Origin of the sequence: Burkholderia sp. KJ006 (assembly GCF_000262695.1) — a bacterium.
Lineage (GTDB): Bacteria > Pseudomonadota > Gammaproteobacteria > Burkholderiales > Burkholderiaceae > Burkholderia > Burkholderia vietnamiensis.
Window position 1 is genome coordinate 154,261 of record NC_017920.1, and the last position, 20,349, is coordinate 174,609.

14 protein-coding genes, 1 tRNA gene, 1 pseudogene and 2 riboswitches are annotated in these 20,349 nt (G+C 68.3%); of the genes and pseudogenes, 5 read left to right on the top strand and 11 right to left on the bottom strand.

The window, feature by feature from the left end:
* The first annotated feature begins 175 nt into the window (after nt 1–175).
* Nucleotides 176–412 (top strand): type II toxin-antitoxin system VapB family antitoxin, encoded by a 237-nt coding sequence (gene vapB / locus MYA_RS00645; RefSeq protein ID WP_011882846.1) that lies wholly within the window; start codon nt 176–178, stop codon nt 410–412.
* Entirely contained in the window at nt 412–813 is a 402-nt protein-coding gene (locus MYA_RS00650; protein ID WP_014722201.1) for a type II toxin-antitoxin system VapC family toxin, read from the top strand. Before vapB ends, MYA_RS00650 begins: the two co-directional genes overlap by 1 nt.
* Before the next feature lie 67 nt (nt 814–880).
* Here the strand turns inward: MYA_RS00650 and MYA_RS00655 are convergent, their stop codons facing one another.
* From MYA_RS00655 to MYA_RS00690, 8 genes are all read right to left on the bottom strand, one after another.
* Complete coding sequence (locus MYA_RS00655) at nt 881–2,269, bottom strand: L-serine ammonia-lyase (protein WP_014722202.1); 1,389 nt, start codon at nt 2,267–2,269, stop codon at nt 881–883.
* Nucleotides 2,270–2,299: 30 nt separating this feature from the next.
* Nucleotides 2,300–3,436 (bottom strand): alginate lyase family protein, encoded by a 1,137-nt coding sequence (locus MYA_RS00660; protein WP_011882849.1) that lies wholly within the window; start codon nt 3,434–3,436, stop codon nt 2,300–2,302.
* A 151-nt stretch (nt 3,437–3,587) separates the two neighbouring features.
* Complete coding sequence (gene gcvP / locus MYA_RS00665; RefSeq protein WP_014722203.1) at nt 3,588–6,515, bottom strand: aminomethyl-transferring glycine dehydrogenase; 2,928 nt, start codon at nt 6,513–6,515, stop codon at nt 3,588–3,590.
* Between the two features lie 60 nt (nt 6,516–6,575).
* Entirely contained in the window at nt 6,576–6,956 is a 381-nt protein-coding gene (gene gcvH, locus MYA_RS00670; RefSeq protein ID WP_011882851.1) for a glycine cleavage system protein GcvH, read from the bottom strand.
* A 123-nt stretch (nt 6,957–7,079) separates the two neighbouring features.
* Nucleotides 7,080–8,198, bottom strand: a complete 1,119-nt coding sequence (gcvT, locus tag MYA_RS00675; RefSeq protein WP_014722204.1) for a glycine cleavage system aminomethyltransferase GcvT — start codon at nt 8,196–8,198, stop codon at nt 7,080–7,082.
* Nucleotides 8,199–8,283: 85 nt separating this feature from the next.
* Nucleotides 8,284–8,416: riboswitch (glycine riboswitch) on the bottom strand.
* A 33-nt stretch (nt 8,417–8,449) separates the two neighbouring features.
* Nucleotides 8,450–8,552: riboswitch (glycine riboswitch) on the bottom strand.
* A gap of 111 nt (nt 8,553–8,663) precedes the next feature.
* The gene (locus MYA_RS00680) at nt 8,664–9,032 is read right to left on the bottom strand and encodes a hypothetical protein (RefSeq protein ID WP_011882853.1); all 369 of its coding nucleotides are present in this window, start codon (nt 9,030–9,032) and stop codon (nt 8,664–8,666) included.
* A gap of 226 nt (nt 9,033–9,258) precedes the next feature.
* Nucleotides 9,259–10,311: an oxidoreductase gene (locus tag MYA_RS00685; RefSeq protein ID WP_034192972.1), complete on the bottom strand. Its 1,053-nt coding sequence runs from the start codon at nt 10,309–10,311 to the stop codon at nt 9,259–9,261.
* Nucleotides 10,312–10,573: 262 nt separating this feature from the next.
* Nucleotides 10,574–11,284 (bottom strand): SGNH/GDSL hydrolase family protein, encoded by a 711-nt coding sequence (locus MYA_RS00690; protein WP_014722207.1) that lies wholly within the window; start codon nt 11,282–11,284, stop codon nt 10,574–10,576.
* A 304-nt stretch (nt 11,285–11,588) separates the two neighbouring features.
* Here MYA_RS00690 and MYA_RS00695 point away from each other — a divergent pair, with 304 nt between their 5' ends.
* A complete protein-coding gene (locus tag MYA_RS00695) occupies nt 11,589–13,676 on the top strand; it encodes a UvrD-helicase domain-containing protein (RefSeq protein WP_011882856.1) in 2,088 nt (695 codons plus the stop codon).
* A 114-nt stretch (nt 13,677–13,790) separates the two neighbouring features.
* Here MYA_RS00695 and MYA_RS00700 read toward each other — a convergent pair whose 3' ends face one another.
* The gene (locus tag MYA_RS00700; protein WP_014722208.1) at nt 13,791–14,690 is read right to left on the bottom strand and encodes a c-type cytochrome; all 900 of its coding nucleotides are present in this window, start codon (nt 14,688–14,690) and stop codon (nt 13,791–13,793) included.
* A 258-nt stretch (nt 14,691–14,948) separates the two neighbouring features.
* On the opposite strand from MYA_RS00700, the gene MYA_RS00705 reads away from it, so the two are divergent.
* A tRNA-Arg gene (locus MYA_RS00705) sits at nt 14,949–15,024 on the top strand.
* Between the two features lie 418 nt (nt 15,025–15,442).
* Here MYA_RS00705 and MYA_RS00710 read toward each other — a convergent pair.
* A complete protein-coding gene (locus tag MYA_RS00710; RefSeq protein ID WP_041493721.1) occupies nt 15,443–15,868 on the bottom strand; it encodes an RICIN domain-containing protein in 426 nt (141 codons plus the stop codon).
* A gap of 299 nt (nt 15,869–16,167) precedes the next feature.
* On the opposite strand from MYA_RS00710, the pseudogene MYA_RS29110 reads away from it, so the two are divergent.
* Nucleotides 16,168–16,910 (top strand): annotated as a pseudogene (locus MYA_RS29110) (TIGR04222 domain-containing membrane protein); the annotation flags it as partial.
* A 69-nt stretch (nt 16,911–16,979) separates the two neighbouring features.
* Here MYA_RS29110 and MYA_RS00730 read toward each other — a convergent pair.
* Nucleotides 16,980–20,348, bottom strand: a complete 3,369-nt coding sequence (locus MYA_RS00730) for a glycosyltransferase (protein ID WP_041493725.1) — start codon at nt 20,346–20,348, stop codon at nt 16,980–16,982.
* Nucleotide 20,349: the final 1 nt, after the last annotated feature.

The window sequence follows — 20,349 nt, forward strand, 5'->3', positions numbered from 1 at the left end:
TCGCGCCGCTTTCGACTGGCCGGACGGCCGGCTTGTGCGGGCGCGTGCGCCGGTGGAAAGTGGGCGCTGTGAATATCGGGCCGGACGATGGAGGGAGCTTATGTACACACAGGGATTTACATCACGCATGGCGTCATATGATGTACATCCTCAGTACATCCGACGAGAGGTCGACATGCATACCACGAGGGTATTTCGGAACGGCAATTCGCAGGCCGTGCGAATTCCTGCGGATCTCGCTTATGAGCGCAGCGATATCGAGCTCGAGATCGAGCGCATCGGCGACGAGATTCGCATCCGGCCGGCGCGACGGCCGTTGACGCAGGTGCTCAAGAAGTTCGCGAAGTTCGCGCCCGATTTCATGGCGGAAGGGCGTGGCGACCACGAGCAGGCCGAACGCGAGGGGTTGTGATGCCGCGCTACATGCTCGACACCAACATGTGCATCTACTTGATGAAGAGCCAGCCCGAGCAAGTGGCGAAGCGATTTGCGCAGTGCTACACGGGCGACGTCGTGATGTCGGCGATCACGTATGCCGAGCTGGAGTACGGCGTCACCGCTTGCGCGGCGCCCGCGCGTGAGCGCCGCCATCTTGCGGCGCTGATCGAGGATATTCCCGTCGCGCCGTTCGACGCCGCGGCCGCGCAAGCATATGGGCCCGTGCGTGACGCAACGCGCGCATGGAAGAAGGATCATCTCGACAAACTGATCGCCGCTCATGCGGTGTCGCTCGATGTCGTGCTGGTGACGAATGACGAGCGCGATTTCACGAGCTATCCGGGATTGCGGCTGGAGAACTGGCTGAACGATTAGCGCCGGGCGGCGCGTGCGGCGGCAAGGCGCGACGGCGATTCGCGCCGCCTTGCCGCCGTGCCGCGCATCAGCACTCGACGATGTTCACGGCGAGCCCGCCGCGCGACGTTTCCTTGTACTTCGTCTTCATGTCGGCGCCCGTCTCGCGCATCGTCTTGATCACCGAATCGAGCGACACGTAGTGCGAGCCGTCGCCGCGCAGCGCCATGCGCGCCGCGTTGACGGCCTTCACCGACGCCATCGCGTTGCGCTCGATGCACGGGATCTGCACCATCCCGCCGACCGGGTCGCAGGTGAGGCCGAGGTTGTGCTCCATCCCGATCTCGGCCGCGTTCTCGACCTGGCGCGGCGTGCCGCCGAGCACGGCGGCGAGCGCGCCGGCCGCCATCGAGCACGCGACGCCCACTTCGCCCTGACAGCCCACTTCCGCGCCGGAAATCGACGCGTTGAGCTTGTACAGGATGCCGATCGCCGCGGCCGTCAGCAGGAAGTCGATCACGCCCTGTTCGTTCGCGCCCGGCGTGAAGCGCGTGTAGTAATGCAGCACCGCGGGAATGATGCCGGCCGCGCCGTTGGTCGGCGCGGTCACGACGCGGCCGCCGGCCGCGTTCTCCTCGTTGACCGCGATCGCATACAGGTTGATCCAGTCGACCATCGACAGCGGGTCCTGCAGCGCGCGCTCGGGGTTGCCGGTCAACGCGCGATACAGCTGCGGCGCGCGGCGCTTGACCTGGAACGGGCCGGGCAGGTTGCCGTCGGCGTTCGGGTTGCCGATCCCGCAGCCGCGCGATACGCACGACTGCATCACCGCCCAGATCTTCAGCAGGCCGTCGCGCGTCTGTTCCTCGGTGTGCCACGCGCGCTCGTTTTCCCACATCAGCTGCGCGATCGACTTGCCGGTCGACTCGGCCAGCGCGAGCAGCTCGGCGCCGGTGCGAAACGGATGCGTCATCTGCTCGGCCGCGCTCAGCACCTTCGTGTTCGGCGCGCCGGCCGTCACGACGAAGCCGCCGCCGACCGACAGATAGGTGCGCTCGGCGAGCACCGCGCCCGCCGCGTCGGCGGCGCGCAGTTTCATCCCGTTCGGATGCTCCGGCAGCGCCTGCCGGTAGAACGCGATGTGCTCCTTCAGCACGAACGGCACCGGATGCCTGCCGAGCAGCGCGAGCTGCTTCGACGTGCGGATCTGTTCGAGCCGCGCGTCGATGGTGTCCGGATCGACGGTGTCGGGCGCGTCGCCGAGCAGCCCGAGCATCACGCCGCGGTCGGTGCCGTGGCCCTTGCCGGTCGCACCCAGCGAGCCGTACAGCTCGACCTTCACGTGGGCGGTCGCATCGAGCAGCCCGTCGCGCTCCAGGCCCTGCACGAACATCAGCGCCGCGCGCATCGGGCCGACCGTATGCGAGCTGGACGGGCCGATGCCGATCTTGAAGAGGTCAAACACGCTGACTGCCATTTCGATTCCTGCCTTGCGTTGAAAGTAGTGCTAGCGCGCCTGCAGCGGCAGGCACGCGGCCAGCCATGCGGGCGGCATGACGGAGAGCTGCCGCGCGACGCGGGCATAGCGCCCGTCGAGCCGCGCGGCCAGATGAAAGAGTTCGGTGGCGTTTTTCGGGTCCCACTGCCCCGTGTAGCCCGGTAGCCCGGCTTCGCGGCGCTTCGCGTCGAATGGCACCGCCGAATGCACGAATTCGTCGTGCGTCTTCTCGCCGCGCGCATACGGCACGAGCCAGTCGAGCGCGGCCGCGAGCGTCGCGCCATTCGTGCCGCGCTCGCGCAGCCAGTTACGGTTGAAGCGGCGTGCGGCGAGCGCGGCCGTCACCAGCGGCTGCAGGTCGTACACCGTGTAGTGCAGCGCATCGCGCTCGTCGAAGTCCCAGGTCTTGCCGTCCGCGCCGATGTTGTCGGCGAGGTGTTCGACGAACAGCCGCTGCGCGGCGTTCATCATCCGGCGGTCGCCGAGCGTGAAGGCCGACAGCGCGATCAGCTTGATCCGGTGGCTCTGCCAGTTGTTGCGCCAGGTGCCGGTGAGCGGACGCTTCTGCGCGTCGATCTGCGCGACGTAGCCCGCGCCGAGCTTCGCGATGAACGCCGCGGTCGCGTTGCGGGTCTTCACCGGCAGCGCGCTGGCGGTCATGTCGTACGCGATGATCAGGCTGTCGAAGCGCGTCTCGTCGATCGGATTGAAGCTCGGCTCGTAGGTCGACACCCACGCGGACAGGAAGCGGTCGACCAGCTGCAGGTAGCGCGGCGCATTGGTCACCCGCCACGCGAGCGCGGCGTCGCGCATCAGCTCCATGTCCTTCAGCGCGTCGTTGCTCTGGTCGTAGATGCCTTCATGCGGCAGCGTGCCTTCGGTATGCACGCGCGGCATCGCCTTCGGCTGTTCGCCGATGCGCGCGTCGACGCTGCGGATCAGCGCCTGCACGCCCGGCTCGGCCTGCGTCGTCTCGCTCGCCTGCAACGCGGGCGCCGCGCAGAAATTCATGGCCGCGCGCGCGCTGCCGGCCGTACCGAGGCCGGCAACGACGAGCGACAGCGACGCGACGAGCAACGGCAACGAACGGCACGTGGCCGGCCGGTCCTGCGTTGCACCATGGCCCGGAAACATCGGACGCACCATGCGGAACTCCTTGATTGGCTGGATCGCGTGTGATGTTAGCCCGATCGGCGGTCCAGCGCGCACCGGACGGCCCGGCCGACAACGCAAAAACCGCACGCAACCAGCGGTTGCGTGCGGTCCGGTCACGATCGGAGGCCGGTGTCGCCGCGCGTTATGCGTATTCCGACATCGGCACGCACGAGCAGAACAGGTTGCGGTCGCCGTATGCGTTGTCCGCGCGGCCGACCGGCGGCCAGTACTTGTTCGTGACGAGCGATGCGACCGGATACGCGGCCTGCTCGCGCGAGTACGCATGCGGCCACTCGTTCGCGGTGACGACGGCTGCCGTATGCGGCGCGTGACGCAGCGGGTTGTCCTCGCGGTCGGCGCGGCCTTCCTCGACGGCGCGGATTTCCTCGCGGATCGCGATCATCGCGGCGATGAAGCGGTCGAGTTCTTCCTGCGATTCCGATTCGGTCGGCTCGACCATCAGCGTGCCGGGCACCGGGAAGCTCATCGTCGGCGCGTGGAAGCCGTAGTCCATCAGGCGCTTCGCGACGTCGTCGACGGTGATGCCGCTGGTTTCCTTGATCGGCCGCAGGTCGAGAATGCACTCGTGCGCGACGAGTCCGCCCGGGCCCGAATACAGCACCGGGTAGTGCGGCGCGAGGCGCTTCGCGATGTAGTTCGCGTTGAGGATCGCCGTCTCGGTGGCGGCGGTCAGGTTCTTCGCGCCCATCATCGCGATGTACATCCACGAGATCGGCAGGATCGACGCGGAGCCGTACGGCGCGGCCGACACCGCGCCGATCCCCTCTTCGCCGCGCGCGTAGCCGGTCGAACGCTGGTTCGGCAGGAACTTCGCGAGGTGCGGGCCGACCGCGACCGGGCCGACGCCCGGGCCGCCGCCGCCGTGCGGGATGCAGAAGGTCTTGTGCAGGTTCAGGTGCGACACGTCGCCGCCGAACTGGCCCGGCGCGGTGAGGCCGACCATCGCGTTCATGTTCGCGCCGTCGACGTACACCTGGCCGCCGTGCGCATGGACGATCTCGCAGATCTCGCGCACGTTCTGCTCGAACACGCCGTGCGTCGACGGATACGTGATCATGATCGCCGCGAGGTCGTTCGCGTGCTGTTCGGCCTTCGCTTTCAGGTCGGCGATGTCGACGTTGCCCTGCGCGTCGCACGCGACGACCACGACCTTCATGCCGGCCATGTGCGCGGACGCCGGGTTGGTGCCGTGCGCGGACGCCGGGATCAGGCAGACGTCGCGATGCGCTTCGCCGCGCGACGCGTGGTACGCATGGATCACCAGCAGCCCCGCGTACTCGCCCTGCGAGCCGGCGTTCGGCTGCAGCGACACGGCCGCGTAGCCGGTGGCCGCGACGAGCATCTGCTCGAGCTGGTCGATCATCTCGCGGTAGCCGGCCGTCTGCTCGGACGGCGCGAACGGATGGATGCGGCCGAACTCGGGCCACGTGACCGGCAGCATTTCCGACGTCGCGTTCAGCTTCATCGTGCACGAGCCGAGCGGAATCATCGAGCGGTCGAGCGCGAGGTCCTTGTCCGACAGGCTGCGCAGGTAGCGCAGCATCTCGGTTTCGGAATGGTGGCGGTTGAACACGTGGTGCGTCAGGTACGCGCTCGTGCGCTCGAGGCCGGCCGGCAGCGCGGCGACGCCGGGCAGGCCCGCGTCCAGCGCGTCGACGTCCGGCGCGGTGCAGCCCGCGGCCTGCGCGAACACGGCCAGCAGATCGGCGAGGTCGTCGCGGGTCGTCGTTTCGTCGACCGACACGCCGACTTGCGTGTCGCTGACGCGGCGCAGGTTGATGCGCTTCGCGTTCGCGAAGGCGTGGAGCTGCGCGGTGCGTGCGCCGGCGTCGATCGTCAGCGTGTCGAAGAAGGTGTCGTTGACGGTCGTGAAGCCGAGCTGCTTGACGCCCGCGGCGAGCAATGCGGCGATGCGGTTCACGCGCAGCGCGATCGTCTTCAGGCCGTGCGGGCCGTGATAGACCGCGTACATGCTCGCCATGATCGCGAGCAGCGCCTGCGCGGTACACACGTTCGACGTGGCCTTCTCGCGGCGGATGTGCTGTTCGCGCGTCTGCAGCGCGAGGCGCAGCGCGGGCTTGCCCTGCGCGTCGACGGTCACGCCGACGAGACGGCCCGGCATCTGGCGCTTGAATTCGTCGCGCACGGCCATGTAGGCGGCGTGCGGGCCGCCGAAGCCCATCGGCACGCCGAAGCGCTGCGTGTTGCCGACCGCGACGTCCGCGCCCCATTCGCCGGGCGGCGTCAGCACGGTCAGCGCGAGCAGGTCGGCCGCGACGACGACATGGCCGCCCGCCGCGTGGATCGCGTCGGTGAGCGCGCGGTAGTCGCGCACGTCGCCGTTCACGCCCGGATACTGGAGCAGCACGCCGAACGCGCCGGCCTGCGCAGCCTCGGCGGCCGGGCCGGTCTTCACTTCGATGCCGATCGGCAGCGCGCGCGTGCGGACTACTTCGAGGGTTTGCGGCAGCACGTCGTCGGCCACGTAGAACACGTTCGACTTCGGCTTGCCGGTGCGTTGCAGCAGCGTCATCGCTTCGGCGGCGGCCGTTGCTTCGTCGAGCAGCGACGCGTTCGAGATCGCGAGGCCGGTCAGATCGACGACCATCTGCTGGAAGTTCAGGAGCGCCTCGAGGCGGCCCTGGGAAATTTCGGGCTGGTACGGCGTGTACGCCGTGTACCACGCCGGGTTTTCGAGCACGTTACGCAGGATCACGGCCGGCGTGTGCGAGTCGTAATAGCCCTGGCCGATGTACGAGCGGAACACCTGGTTCTTGTCCGCGAGCGCGCGCAGCGCGGCGAGCGCTTCGGCCTCGCTCTTCGGCTGCGCGAACGGGCCGAGCGGCAGCGCTTCGGCGCGGCGGATCGACGCGGGGATCACGGCGTCGATCAGGGCGGCGCGCGACGCGAAGCCGAGCGTGTCGAGCATGGCCTGCTGGCTGGCGGCATCGGGGCCGATGTGGCGTTCTGCGAACGCGTCGTGCGTTTCGAGCGCGGCGAGCGAGAGGGGCGTGCGGTTCATCAGGCGGTCCGGGTGTTCGTGCTTCATGGCGTGACTCTGGTCCCGCGCGCGCCGGCTGGCCGGCCGCGCGCGGTTCGGGTAGGGGAATTAGTCGATCAGCTTGCTGTAGGCGGCGGCGTCGATCAGCTTGTCGGTCGATGCGCCGTCGGCGAGCTTCAGCTTGAACAGCCACACGCCGTATGCGTCGCCGTTCACGCCTTCCGGCGAATCGGTCGCTTCTTCGTTGATCGCGACGACTTCGCCGGACACCGGCGAGTAGATGTCGGATGCCGCCTTCACCGATTCGACGACGCCCACCGCGTCGCCCGCATTCACCGACTTGCCGACTTGCGGCAGCTCGAGGAAGACGATGTCGCCGAGCGTGCTCTGCGCGTGATCGGTGATGCCGACCGTCAGCGTGCCGTCTGCCTCGGTGCGGACCCACTCGTGTTCGTCGGTGTACTTCAGATCGGCCGGGACGTTGCTCATCGGATGCTCCTGGATAAAAGATGTGTTCGTTATGCTGGCGCGCCGTCGGGGTGCGCCGGATGGGGTTGCGCCGGGCGCCATTCCCGGCTTTGCCGGGCGGCGGCCGTGGCCGCTTCCCGGTCGTTACGCAGCGAGGACCTTGCCGTTGCGCACGAACGGCAGTTTTACCACGCGCGCGGGAAGTTGCTTGTCTCGAATCTGCACATGGACGATGTCGCCGAGCTGGACGGCGGCCGGCACGCGCGCGAACGCGATCGACTCCTGCATCGACGGCGAGAACGTGCCGCTCGTGATCTCGCCTTCGCCGTGCGGCGTGACGACTTTCTGGTGCGCGCGCAGCACGCCGCCCGCCTTGCCGTTTTCCTTCTGCAGGATCAGGCCGACGAACGCGGCGCGCGTGCCGTCGCGCTCGAGCGCGGGGCGGCCGACGAATTCGCGCGGGGCGGAGAGATCGACCGTCCATGCGAGGCCGGCGTCGAGCGGGGACACGGTTTCGTCCATGTCCTGGCCGTACAGGTTCATGCCGGCCTCGAGGCGCAGCGTGTCGCGCGCGCCGAGTCCGCACGGGCGCACGCCGTTTTGCTGCAGCGCGTTCCAGAGCGCGACGACGTGCACGGCGGGGACGATCACTTCGAAGCCGTCTTCGCCGGTGTAGCCGGTGCGCGCGACGGTGAGATCGCCGAACGGCGTGCCGGCGACCTGCGCGGCGTTGAACGGCTTGAGCTCGCTCGTCGCGGCGCGCGCGGCGGGCACGGTGGCCCAGACTTTTTCACGGGCGTTCGGGCCTTGGACGGCCACGATCGCGAAATCGCGGCGCGGCGCGATCGTCAGGCCGTATCCGCCTTGTTCGTTGAGCTGGTTGAACCACGCGATGTCTTTCTCGGCCGTGCCGGCGTTGACCACCACGCGGAAGAAGTCTTCGGTGAAGTAATAGACGATCAGATCGTCGATGACGCCGCCTTGCGGATTGAGCAGGCACGAGTAGAGCGCCTTGCCGGGCGTCTTGAGCTTGCCGACGTTGTTGGCGAGCGCGTGCTCGAAGAACGCGCGCACGCGGCTGCCGGTGAAATCGACGACGCACATGTGCGACACGTCGAACATGCCGGCGTCGGTGCGCACGGCTTCGTGCTCGTCGATCTGCGAGCCGTAGTTGACGGGCATGTCCCAGCCGCCGAAGTCGACCATGCGGGCATTGAGCGCGCGGTGCGCGGCGTTGAGCGGGGTGTGATTCAGGGCAGTCATCGAGGCCTCAGGCAAGGCGCTTGCGCGCGGGTCAGAACGGCCATGTGCGGACCTTCGCGGCCGTGTGGCCTGCGAGCGATCCGGTACATGCCCCTCTGTCCTCGATACCTGAGAGATTGCGCTGCGGACCAAGCCGGCAAACGCGCGCCCCTTCGGTGGGCAGCCTGCCCGCGCAGCATGTGCGCAGCGGGCTACTGCCGCTCTCCAGAGTGCGGGGAAGGCGGCCCGCGCAATGCGCGGAACGGGATTCCCCGACGCGGTCGGTCCTTTTGCCTGAGAGTTTGCGGGTGTGCCCCTTCGGCGGCGCGACCGGCGTATCGACTATGCGGTCACGCGCTCTCCCGACGCGTGCGGGCGACTGTACGCGAGCGGGTCGGCGTTGTCAATTTGAGCAAAAGAATGTCGCTTCGCGACAAGCGCGGCGCGGGCGCCGACGTGCTCGCCGGCGCCCGCGCGCGCCCGGCGTCACTCGCCGATCGCGCGTGCGGCCGTGTCGAGTTCCTGGTTCAGCACGCGCTGCTCGTCGCCCGACAGGCCGCCACTGTGCTGCGTCGACATGTCGCTCGCCTCCTGGCGGATCACGTCGAGGCGATGGTGCAGCTGCGCGCCGTACGGCGGTGGATAGTAGCCGCCGTTCACGCGCGCGTCGATGCGGCGGTGCAGATTGTCGATCCGGCCCTGCACTTCCTGCATGCGCTCGTTGGCGACGACCTGCGGGTTCGGGCGCGGCGGCGGCGGCGGAACCTGCCGGACCGATCGCTGCGGCTGCACGACACAGGCCGCGAGTGCGGAAACCAGAACGCAGCATGCCGCTGCGCGAATCAACCGTTGCATCACAATTCTCCTGACGGTTTGGTGTCGGATCGACTTTTTGAGAAACGCGTCAGACCGGGGCAGCGCTGACTTTCGTTCCCGCACCATTTGTAACGGTTTGTTCGGCGGGGTTGTTCCGTGATGCGGCGCGAGCGGCCGCCGCGCGGGCGCGCGGCACGGTGCGGCCGGACCGCGGATCGAGCTTGCCGCGACGGCCGGCGCGGCAAGGGCCCGCGCCGACCGCCTTTCAGACGACGCGCCGTACGAACGGTACGCGGCGGCCTTCGTGTTCGCTCTGCGCGGCAAGCTCGATGATGGTCATCACGTCGACGGCGTCCTGCGGCGTGACGGGGAACGGCGCGCCGTCGTGGACGGCCGCGGCGAGCGCCCGGTAGAACTCCGCGTACTGGCCGTCGAGCGTCGGCACCGGCCGCTCGACCTCGACCTCGCCTTCGAGCGTGCGCAGCACGCCGGGCGGGTTGCCGCCGCCGAATTCGACGTCGTCGGGCGTGAGGCGGGCCTTCAGCTGGTCTTCCTGCGTGTCGAGCCCGAACTTCTGGTAGCTGCCGCGCGTGCCGTGCAGCGTGAAGCGCGCGGGCTCGATCGCCGACAGCGCGCTCGCGTGCAGCGCGACGTCCTTGTCCGGGTAGCCGAGCATCAGGTGTACGAAGTCGGGCGCCGTGCCGTTGTCGCGGCGCGTCTTGACCGTCGCGCTGACCGTCTCGGGCAGGCCGAACAATGCGAGCGCCTGATCGATCAGATGCGGGCCGAGGTCGAGCAGCAGGCCGCCGCCGCGGGCCGGCTCCTCGCGCCAGCGAGTGCGCGGGGTCGGGCGGAAACGGTCGAAGTGCGACGTGAAGTAGGTGAGGCGGCCGAGCTCGCCCGATTCGACGATCCGGCGCACGGTGAGGAAGTCGCCGTCCCAGCGGCGGTTGTGGAACGGCGCGAACAGGCGGCTGCGCGCGTTGGCGAGCCGGGCGAGCGCGAGCGCTTCGTCGGCGGTCAGCGTGACCGGCTTGTCGACGACCACGTGGCGGCCGGCTTCGAGCACCTGGCGCGCGAGCGTGAAGTGCGTGTCGTTCGGCGTGGCGATCACCACGCAGTCGATGACGTCCAGCCGCAGCAGCGTTTCGAGGTCGGGGACGATGCGCGCGGCCGGATATGCGGCGCGCGCGCGATCGGGTTGCCCCGTTGCGATCGCGGTGACCTCGGTGCGGCCGCTCGTGGCGATCACCGGCGCGTGGAACGTCGCGCCGGCGAAACCGAAACCCATCAAACCAATCCTGAGCAATGACGACATGGCAATTCCTGGCTGCGTACGAAACGAAAGGATGGCGCGCCGGGTTGGCGCGGGGACGACCGGCTATTTTGGCATGGCGCGGCGACCCGCATCGACGGGGTCGGCAGAATGCCCATCGGCAGACGGCAGACGGCAGACGGCAAGCGGCAAGCGGCAAGCGGCAAGCGGCAACCGCGTCGGCGCGGCAGGCATTCGCCGTGCCTTTGTGGGCGGCACTGTTGCGGATGCGGTGCCGCAACCGGCCGCCCGCTATCGCGCGCCGTCACGCAGCAGCTCGCTGCCGCGCCACCGCGTCGGCGACCTGCGCGGCCCAAGCCTCGCAGGCCGCCGCGCCCGGATGGAAGCCGTCGGCGGCCATCTGGTCGCGCTCGAACGACAGCGCGACGCGCAGGAACGTGCAGTTCGGCCGCGGCGCCGCCCATTCGGCCAGCGCCGCGTTGAGCCGTTTCGCGCGCCGCCCCAGATACCACGCGAGCGGCTGAGGCAGTGCGGGGAAGCGCTCCATCGGCGGCACGGCCGACAGGATCACGTGCGCGACCTGAAAGCGCGTGGCGAGCAGCTGCACGAGCTCGGCCTGCTGCGCGCGCCAGCGGGCCGGCGGCACGCCGGCCGTCACGTCGTTGACGCCGAGCGACGTCACCGCGACGTCGAATCGCCCGGCCGGCTCGGTCGCGAGCCAGTCGATCAGCTCGCGCGTGGTCAGCCCCGTGCGTGCGAGCAGTTTCCAGTGGACCCGATGCGTGGCGGCGAGCCGCCGCGCCAGTTGCCCGGACAGCGCGTCGCATTGCGACGCGACGCCGACGCCCGCGGCAGCCGAATCGCCGACCACCAGCACGCGCAGCGGCGGGCCGTCGCCGGTCACGCCGTCGCGCGGGCCGGCTGCCTCGGGCAGCCGCGGCGTGACGCGGCGTACGTGACGGCCTTGCAGGAACAGCAGCGGGCCGAGGGCGGCGGTGGCAAGCGGGTATCCCATGGAGTCGATCCGGTGAAGTGGCGGGGCGGGGCGGCCCGGCGCGGGGCCGAGCAGCGCGCCGGACGTGCAGCCATTGTGGCCGATCGGACCGGCGAAATGGCGACGAGAGGGCCGGATTAGCCGTTCGGCCGACCCGCGAAAACGAGCGTCCCGCCCGCTCTGCCCCATGCGGCGGGCCTCCCGAAAAGCGGGCCGCCGACGTGTTAACATGCGCGTCCTGCCCGTGCGTGAGCCTGCATTCCAGCCGTCGCGCGCGCGGCATCCTCCCGGCGTTCCGCCGTCAACCGCAACATCATCCGCCATCATGTCCGCAGGCCTCAACCCCGCTCAGAACGAAGCGGTGCGCTACCTCGACGGTCCCTGCCTCGTGCTCGCCGGCGCGGGCAGCGGCAAGACCCGCGTGATCACGCAGAAGATCGCGCACCTGATCGAAGCGAAAGGCTTCGAGCCGCGCCACATCGCGGCCGTCACCTTCACGAACAAGGCGGCCGCCGAGATGCGCGAGCGCGTGTCGAAGCTGCTGGAGGGCAAGACGCTCACCACGCCCGGCAAGGAAGGCCGCAAGGTGCCCGTCAATCAGCTCACCGTGTGTACGTTCCACTCGCTCGGCGTGCAGATCCTGCGTCAGGAAGCCGAGCACGTGGGCCTGAAGCCGCAGTTCTCGATCATGGATTCGGACGACTGTTTCGGCATGATCCAGGAGCAGATCGGCACCACCGACAAGGGGCTGATCCGCAAGATCCAGAGCACCATCTCGCTGTGGAAGAACGGCCTGATCATGCCCGAGGAGGCGATGACCATCGCGGCCAACGAGGACGAACACCAGGCCGCGCTCGTCTACCGCAACTACGTCGCGACGCTGCACGCGTACCAGGCCGTCGATTTCGACGACCTGATCCGCCTGCCGGCCGAGCTGTTCGCGAACAACGAGCAGGTGCGCGACCGCTGGCAGAACAAGCTGCGCTACCTGCTGATCGACGAATACCAGGACACCAACGCGTGCCAGTACGAGCTGCTGAAGCTGCTGGCCGGCCCGCGCGCCGCGTTCACGGCGGTCGGCGACGACGATCAGGCGATCTACGGCTGGCGCGGCGCGACGCTCGAGAACCTCGCGCAGCTCGGCAAGGATTTCCCGAAGCTGCACGTGATCAAGCTCGAGCAGAACTACCGGTCGACGGTGCGGATCCTGACCGCCGCGAACAACGTGATCGCGAACAACCCGAAGCTGTTCGAGAAGAAGCTGTGGTCCGAGCACGGGATGGGCGATTCGATCACCGTCACGCCGTGCAACGACGAGGAGCACGAGGCCGAATCGGTCGTGTTCCGGCTGTCCGCGCACAAGTTCGAGCGGCGCGCGCAGTTTCGCGACTACGCGATCCTGTATCGCGGCAACTTCCAGGCGCGGATCTTCGAGCAGGTGCTGCGGCGCGAGCGGATTCCGTACGTGCTGTCGGGCGGCCAGTCGTTCTTCGACAAGGCGGAGATCAAGGACCTGTGCGCGTATCTGCGGCTGATCGCGAACGCCGACGACGATCCCGCGTTCATCCGCGCGGTCACGACGCCGCGCCGCGGGATCGGCAATACGACGCTCGAGGCGCTCGGCTCGTTTGCCGGGCAGGCGAAGGTGTCGCTGTTCGAGGCCGTGTACATGGGCGGCATCGAGGCGCGGCTGTCGGCGCGGCAGGTCGAGCCGCTGCGGATGTTTTGCGACTTCATCCAGCGCCTGACCGAGCGTGCGGACAAGGAGCCGGCGAGCGTCGTGCTCGACGACATGATGGACGCCATTCACTACGAGGCGTACCTGTACGACGCGTTCGACGAGCGGCAGGCGCAGTCGAAATGGCAGAACGTGCTCGAATTCCTCGAATGGCTGAAGCGCAAGGGCACCAAGCCGGAGACCGAAGCCGTGGACGGCGAGGCCGAGGGCTTCCACAACGCGGACGGGCTGGCGGACACCGGCAAGAATCTGCTCGGCCTGATTCAGACGGTCGCGCTGATGTCGATGCTCGAAGGCAAGGACGAGGACCCGGACGCGGTGCGTCTGTCGACGGTGCATGCGTCGAAGGGGCTCGAGTATCCGCACGTGTTCCTGGTCGGCGTCGAGGAAGGGATCATGCCGCACCGCGGCGGCAGCGACGACGACGGCCCGGTCGACAGCGAGCGGATCGAGGAGGAGCGCCGGCTGATGTACGTCGCGATCACGCGCGCGCAGCGCAGCCTGCACCTGAACTGGTGCAAGAAGCGCAAGCGGGCGCGGGAGACGGTGGTGTGCGAGCCGTCGCGCTTCATCCCCGAGATGGGGCTCGACGAAGCGCCGCCGCCGACGCCGGAGGAAGCGCCGATGACGCCGAAGGACCGGCTCGCGAGTTTGAAGGCGTTGTTGCAGAAGTAATTCCGCGAATCGTTGCGCCGTTCCGAGGCGACGCTCGATCTGCCAGCCCGGTAAAAAGAAACCCCCGCGATGCGAGTGCATCGCGGGGGTTTTTTCCGTTGGCCGGCGAGCGCGTTACTTCGCCGCGTTGACCATGTAGTCGACGGCCGCCTTCACGTCGGCGTCGGACGCGTTCGAGCCACCCTTCGGCGGCATCGCCCCCTTGCCGTGCAGCGCGAAGTTGTAGACGGTGTCCATCGAGTCCTTCAGGCGCGGCGCCCAGTCCTCCTTGCTGCCGAATTTCGGTGCGCCGAGCACGCCCGCTGCGTGACAGGCCTGGCATACCTGCGTGTACAGCGCCTTGCCGGCCGACGCGGCGTCGGCGCTGGTCGGCGCGGCCGCGGGCGTGTCGCCGGCCTTCGGAATTGCGGCGATCGCGGCCATTGCCGCGGCGGCCTGTGCGTTCGATGCGTCGGCGCCCGATGCGCCTGCTGCACCCGATGCGCCGCCCGCGGCCGGTGTGGCGTTGGCGGCCGGCGCGGCGGGTTCGGCGAAGTTCGCTCCTGCATTGTTGGTCATGTAGACGATCGCGCGGGCGATTTCATAATCGCTGACGTCGTCGGGGTTCGTGCCGCCGCGCGGTGGCATTGCGCCCTTGCCCGACAGCGCGGTCTTCAGCAGCGTGTCGTAGCCCTGCGCGATGCGCGGCGCCCAGTCGTCCTTGTTGCCGAACTTCGGCGCGCCGGCCGCGCCGGTGCCGTGACAGGTCACGCACACGGCTTTGTAGACTTCCTCGCCTGTCTTGTAGGTGCGAGGCGCGTTGGCGTCCTTCACCTCGACCTGCGCGATCGGCGCGATGCGTGCGGCGACCTGCTGGTCGGAGAGCGCGTCGGTGCCCGCGCCCGAACGGAACGCGTGGTTGGCATAGCTGGCGAACAGGACGATCAGGGCGATCGGAATGGCGAATGACGCGATGACAACGGCAATCAGCTGCCCGGGAGTTTTGACGGGAGATTCGTGGGGTGCTTCGCTCATGCTTGCCTCGTCTCCGTGATTAGGAATTGTGCGCGGTGCAACGGCAAAATGGCAGTCCAATGAAGCACGGACGATTATAGACGGAACGTTTACATCACGGCGAGCGGCGCGGCGGCGCGTGTTTACCCGCACGGGAAGCCGGCCGGACGGGGATTCGGGCGCGAGGTGGACGCGTCATGGGAAACCGGGTATCCTTGCCGTCTTGCCAACGGTGGCGACTGGTTTATCGGGGTCGTTTCACCGTCGTCACTGTCATATGCGCCCGTAGCTCAATGGATAGAGTACTGCCCTCCGAAGGCAGGGGTTGCTGGTTCGATCCCAGCCGGGCGCGCCAAGCCTCTCAAGGCTCTCAGCGGTTTCTTCCCTTCGTCGTGCAGACCCGTTGCAGCTAAGTTGCAGCTAGCATCGGCACCAGCTCGGCCGTTTGCAGCGCGACATCCATCCAGTCAGTCGGGTGGCCGCCAGACTCCAGGTCTACATGGCCGGCATCGTGATCGGCTTCGAACACGTGCCTTCGCGAAGCAGGCTCTCAATGTGCCGGTTCAGGTCAGCCAATCATCCATGCAGCGACGATGCCCCGCGCGCGGCGCAGAGCACGTGTATTCGCTTGTGGCGGGACAGATCACGACGAAAAAGCCCGCGAACTCCTGGTCCGCGGGCTTCAGTATCAACGGCGTGATCAGACTCGAGCGGCGCTCGAGCGACGAAGGTCTGGAAGGCTCGCTACGAGCCTGTCGACCTCGATCGGCGTCTTATTCGAACGCGTTGAGGTTGCGCAGCGGGATGAGATTCCACTGTTGAGCCGGCGAGCCGTTGTACGGGTAGAGCCACGTCGGCGTCCCGTCGGCAATTCTGCGGTCCTTGACGTCGAGGCACAGGGGCGGATTGACATCGACCATGAGGTAGCCGGGATGCAGGAAGAAATCGAAATGTATCGCATCCTGACGAAGGGCGAGCTTCGCATAGGATTCGGCGGCGATCGGCGTTGCACCGATCGCAATCCCGCCGCCACTCGAATTGAGCGAAATGACGCCGCTGTCGAAGTCGACATCCCAAAAGGCATATCGCGGCGCGAGCCCTTTCTTGTTCTTGATTACGACCGACGAGCCCAGCATTTGGTCCTGGACGGCGAGCACGAAGTTGGTATCTTGACCATATTCAATGATATAAACACCCATTTTTGCCCTCTTCTAATCATTTTGTTAACGGCTATCCCCGTAGTTTTTTTGGGGGTAGTGTGGCCGAAATTGAATCGGGTCGGCAGAATAATATTAGGCGGTGGTTGCCAAATTCCTATCTGTCAGATTTGACGGGGTTATTTTGGTTTGCAGTCCGAGTGATTTTTTCGCTCGGTGTTTTATTTCGTATGGTCGCGCCGAATTAATTGATTCTGGTGCAATTTAATGCTTATGTATTTTTGAAATAATTTCGTGTTTCGTTTGATTTGTTGTGTCTGGATCCTCGCGCAGGCAGCCGGCATCCGGTCACGCCGTCGCGCGCGGTCGACGCCGCATGGCACCTGCACCTGCAATACACGCGCGAATACCGGAACGTGTTCTGCGCCGGCGTGCTGCGCGCGCCGCTGCACCACGTGCCGGGCGCGGGCGCGCCCGACGAGGCCGCGCAGTACGCGCGGCACTGCCGGCAGACGCTCGACAGCTACCGCAGGCTGTGGCTGCGAGCCGCCCGAAGCGATCTGGTCGTGCCCCGTGGCTGAGCCGGTCGTGCCCGCCGACGCCCCGGTGCAGTGCGCAGAACTGCGCGACGGCCCGTCGAGCGAGCCCGCCGCGCGCGCGATCCCGCTGCTCGTGTTCTGCGCGGGCGCGGCGAAGCTCCCGGTCGGCCTGACCCGCGGCCAGCCCATGCTGCCGCTGATGATTTTCATGACGGCGTTCATGGTCGCGTACCACTTCATGGTCGGACGCCTGCCCGGCTTCGGGCGCGGTGGCGCTTGACGCGCACCGCGGCGAACGCCGGGGCGACCGTGCGACGCCGGACGGGCTCTTGTGGACGGCCGCGCCGTTCGGCGCCGGCGCGCTCGCCGGCACCGTGTGGGCCGCGCATTCGGAAGTGCTGATGGCGCCGCCGCCCGTCGCCGTGAAAACCGGCGGGTCGAGCGGTTCGTCCGACTCGGGCGCCGGGGACAGCAGTAGTTCGAGTTCGTGCAGTTCGTCGAGCTCATGCAGCTCGAGCAGTTGCGGCGGCTGTTCGAGCAACTGAACACAGGGCGCGCTGCCGGGTAGCGCGCCGGGCCGCCGGCGTCAGGCAAGCGGCGCGGCGCGCGCCGAACTACGCGATCGCGGCATCGGCGGGCGTTCGTGCCTGCGCGGCACGCCCGTCGCCCGCTTCGACGATCAGCGTCCAGTCGAACGCCGGCAGTGCGCAGAGCTGCTCGACGGTGGCCGTGTACTCGTGCGCGGGCGCGTGCAGGTAGCGCAGCTTGTCGGTCCATTCGGGCAGCGGCGCCTGCGACGTGGTCAGCACGACCGCCAGCAGATCCTGTTCCGGCCGCCTTGCGATTTCCTGCAGACTCAGCCGAACCTTGTCGAGATCGCCCTCGGCGTCCAGGATCAGCGCGCCGAGGATCGGCGCATCCGTCCGGCCGGGCTGGTTGCCGACAGCGCCTTTGTCGATGCACTGCTGATACACATGGCGATAGCGCGGCAGCACCTGCTGCAGCGCGTGATGCTTGCGGACCTTCGCCTGCGCCGTGCGCGCGAGCCCGCGGCGCAGCGCCGGGTTCGCGATCAGCCGGTCGAGCGCGTCGACCCAGGCCTGCGGCGCATCCGGGACCAGCAGGCCGTCGCAGCCGTCGTGCAGCGCGAAGCGATAGGCTGGCCGGTCGCTGACGATCGAGGCGATGCCGGCCGCCGCGTATTCCTGCCACTGGATCGTGCTCGTGCCGGCGTTGTAGTCGTGGTCGGCGAGCGGCAGCAGTGCGATGTCCCAGCGCCGTTCCGGCAGGCGTCGTGCGTGCGCGTCGTAGTCGTGAAGCTCGGGCTCCCACCCGGCGGCCGGGTGGCCGGCCCAGCCCGGCGGGACGTCCGCGCCGACGAAACTCACCCTGACCTTGCCGGGATGGCGCGCGCAGATCGCCTGCAGCGCCGCGTCGACGAGCGCGAAGTTGTCGGCGCGCAGCGACGCACCGGCGATGCCGATCGTCACGCAATCGTCGCCGCGCGCCGTCACGGGGCGGTAGAACCGGTCGAAGTCCACGCTGTCGGGCAGCACGTGAACGCGCGGGTGCAACAGCCGGTAGCGGCTGGCGATGAACGGCGTGGATACGATCACGGCGTCCGCGTTGCGCAGCAGGAGCTCGATCCCCGCGCGGGCCATCTCGCCTTGCGCGGCGAGCGGATGCGAGGCCGGCAACTCGGTCAGCAGGTCGTCGGTCTCGTAGATCACCGGCTTCTCATGCTTGAAGATCGTGTACAGGTCGTTGCCGGTCAGTATGCCGGGCGTCAGCCGGTGCAGCAGGATGGCGTCGGCCGTTGCTAGCGCGCTGCTGTCGATCTGGCCGTCCCGGATGCCCGGGACGAGTTCCCATTCGTCGCTCAGCAGACCGAACGGCAGCGTGAGGCGAATTCGCGACGACGCGCATGCGTCCGGATCGATCGAATACACGATCAGGCGCTTGCGGCGCGGTGCGGCGTCCGCGGTCGCGGCGACCGGCGCCAGCGTCCGGTTCTCCGCCAGCAGTCGCGCGTACAGCGCACCGTGGCGCGAGGCGTTGCGGCCGATGTCGTGCTGCGCGCGGATCTCATCCTGCGCGGCCGCGGCGAGTTGCGCGCGGGTTTGCGGATGCTCGATCAGGTGCGCGATCGCGTCGACCCACGCGTCGGCGGTGTCGGCGACGAGCCAGCCCGTGCGGCCGTGGACGACCGAGCAGCCTTCCGCCGGCGTGGCGACGAGCACCGTGGCCGCGCCGACCGCCGAGCATTCGAGCCATGCGCGCGGCGGCGCATCGCCGCGCAACGTGACCGGCGCCGCGACCAGCGCGATGTCGAGGTCCGCGCGCTTCAGCGCGTCGGCGTAGCTCTCGTAAGCGGCAGGCTCTGCGATCAGCGTGACGTCCGGTTCGCGGTCCCAGCCGGCCGGCAGCGCCGCGCCGACGAACGACACCCGGAGCTTCCCCGGAAACCGGCGGCGGAGCTCGGCCAGCGCGAGGCGGACCTGCTCGAGACGCGCGCCGTCGAGACCGGTGCCGGAAACCGCGAGGTTCACGTGGTCGCGCACGCCGGGCGCCGCGCGGTGCAGACGCTCGAGATCGACGCCGGTCGGCAGCACGTGGACCGATGCGTTGACATGACGGTACTGCCGCACCAGCGCTTCCGACGGCGCGACGAGCGCATGCGCGCGCTGCACGGCGCTGCGGATGCCCGCCTTGCGGCGCGCGTTGTCGGCCGCGCCGGGGATGTCGGCGAGCAGCGTGTCGAGCGGCGCGTCGATCTCGAGGACGACCGGCTTGCCGAGCGAGAACAGGTGTTCCAGCGTGGCGGGGGACAGCAGGCCGGGCGTGTCGCCCTGCAGCACGATCAGGTCCGCGCGCTGCAGCGCGTCGGGATCGATGCCGGCTGGCGTGACGGGGAAAGTCAGCGCCCATTCGCGGTCCAGCCGCGCGAACGGCTGCGCGAAGCGCAGGCTGGTGTGCGCGTGGTCGGCCGGTTCGGCGGTGACGACCGCGATGCACGAGCGCGGCGCGGACGCCGGCTGTCCCTGGGCGGCGGCGCCCGTCGCGACGGCCTGCGCATCCAGCTTGTCCGCGTGGGCCTGGGTCCGTTCGACGAAGTTCTGCAACTGCTGCCAGAAGGTCTCCTCTTCCTTCAGGTAGACGCTGCGCGCTTCATGAACGGTGGCCTTCGCGTGAGCGATCTCGTGTTCGTCGAGCCCCCACGCGATGCCCTTGCCGTCCATCACCCACCGGGTCGGCTCCGACAGCGACGCGTCATTCATGATGCACACGACCGGGCAGCCGCACAGCAGCGCCTCGAACACGGCGGTCGACCATTCGTACATGTACACGCACTCGACCTGTCGGAACAGCGCCGCGAGTTCGTGCGCCGACCGTTCCGGCACGCGGGTCGAGATTTCGATCGACTCGGCGGTGACCGGATGCAGCGTGCCGCCGCGCCGCAGGTGGCGATTGATGAAGACGGCCGTGCCGTTGCGGCGGGCGTCGTCGACACCGTCGCTGTTGAAGATGCGCGTGTCGACCAGCGGCATGCGCAGCAGGTCCGCCTTCCATCCGTCGGGCACCAGCGACGGCCCGAACGTGAAGATGAGGTCGTCCGGCTGCAGGGCGATCGGTTCACCGTTGATGCGGCCGGGCTCGGCCAGCAGGTAGCGCACGACGCAGCGCGCGTTGAACGGATTGCCGGTGACGACGTCCGGGTAGACGACGATCGGGCTGCGATTCGCGCGGGCGTGCGCCTGCACGATGTCGTTGGTCAGCGGCGGCGTGCGCAGGTCGGGATGCACGACCGGCGTGCAGACGTACGCTTCGTGGCCGAGCAGGTTCAGCGTGTGGCACAGGTAGTGCATTGCGCGGATCCCGCCGGAGGTTTGCCGGAAATTCGGCGCGAGTATGTAGTACGGGCGGTCGAGTCGCGTAAAGATGCGCGAACCGCTGTGCGCCAAGCCAGGTTTGTGAGTCGTCATC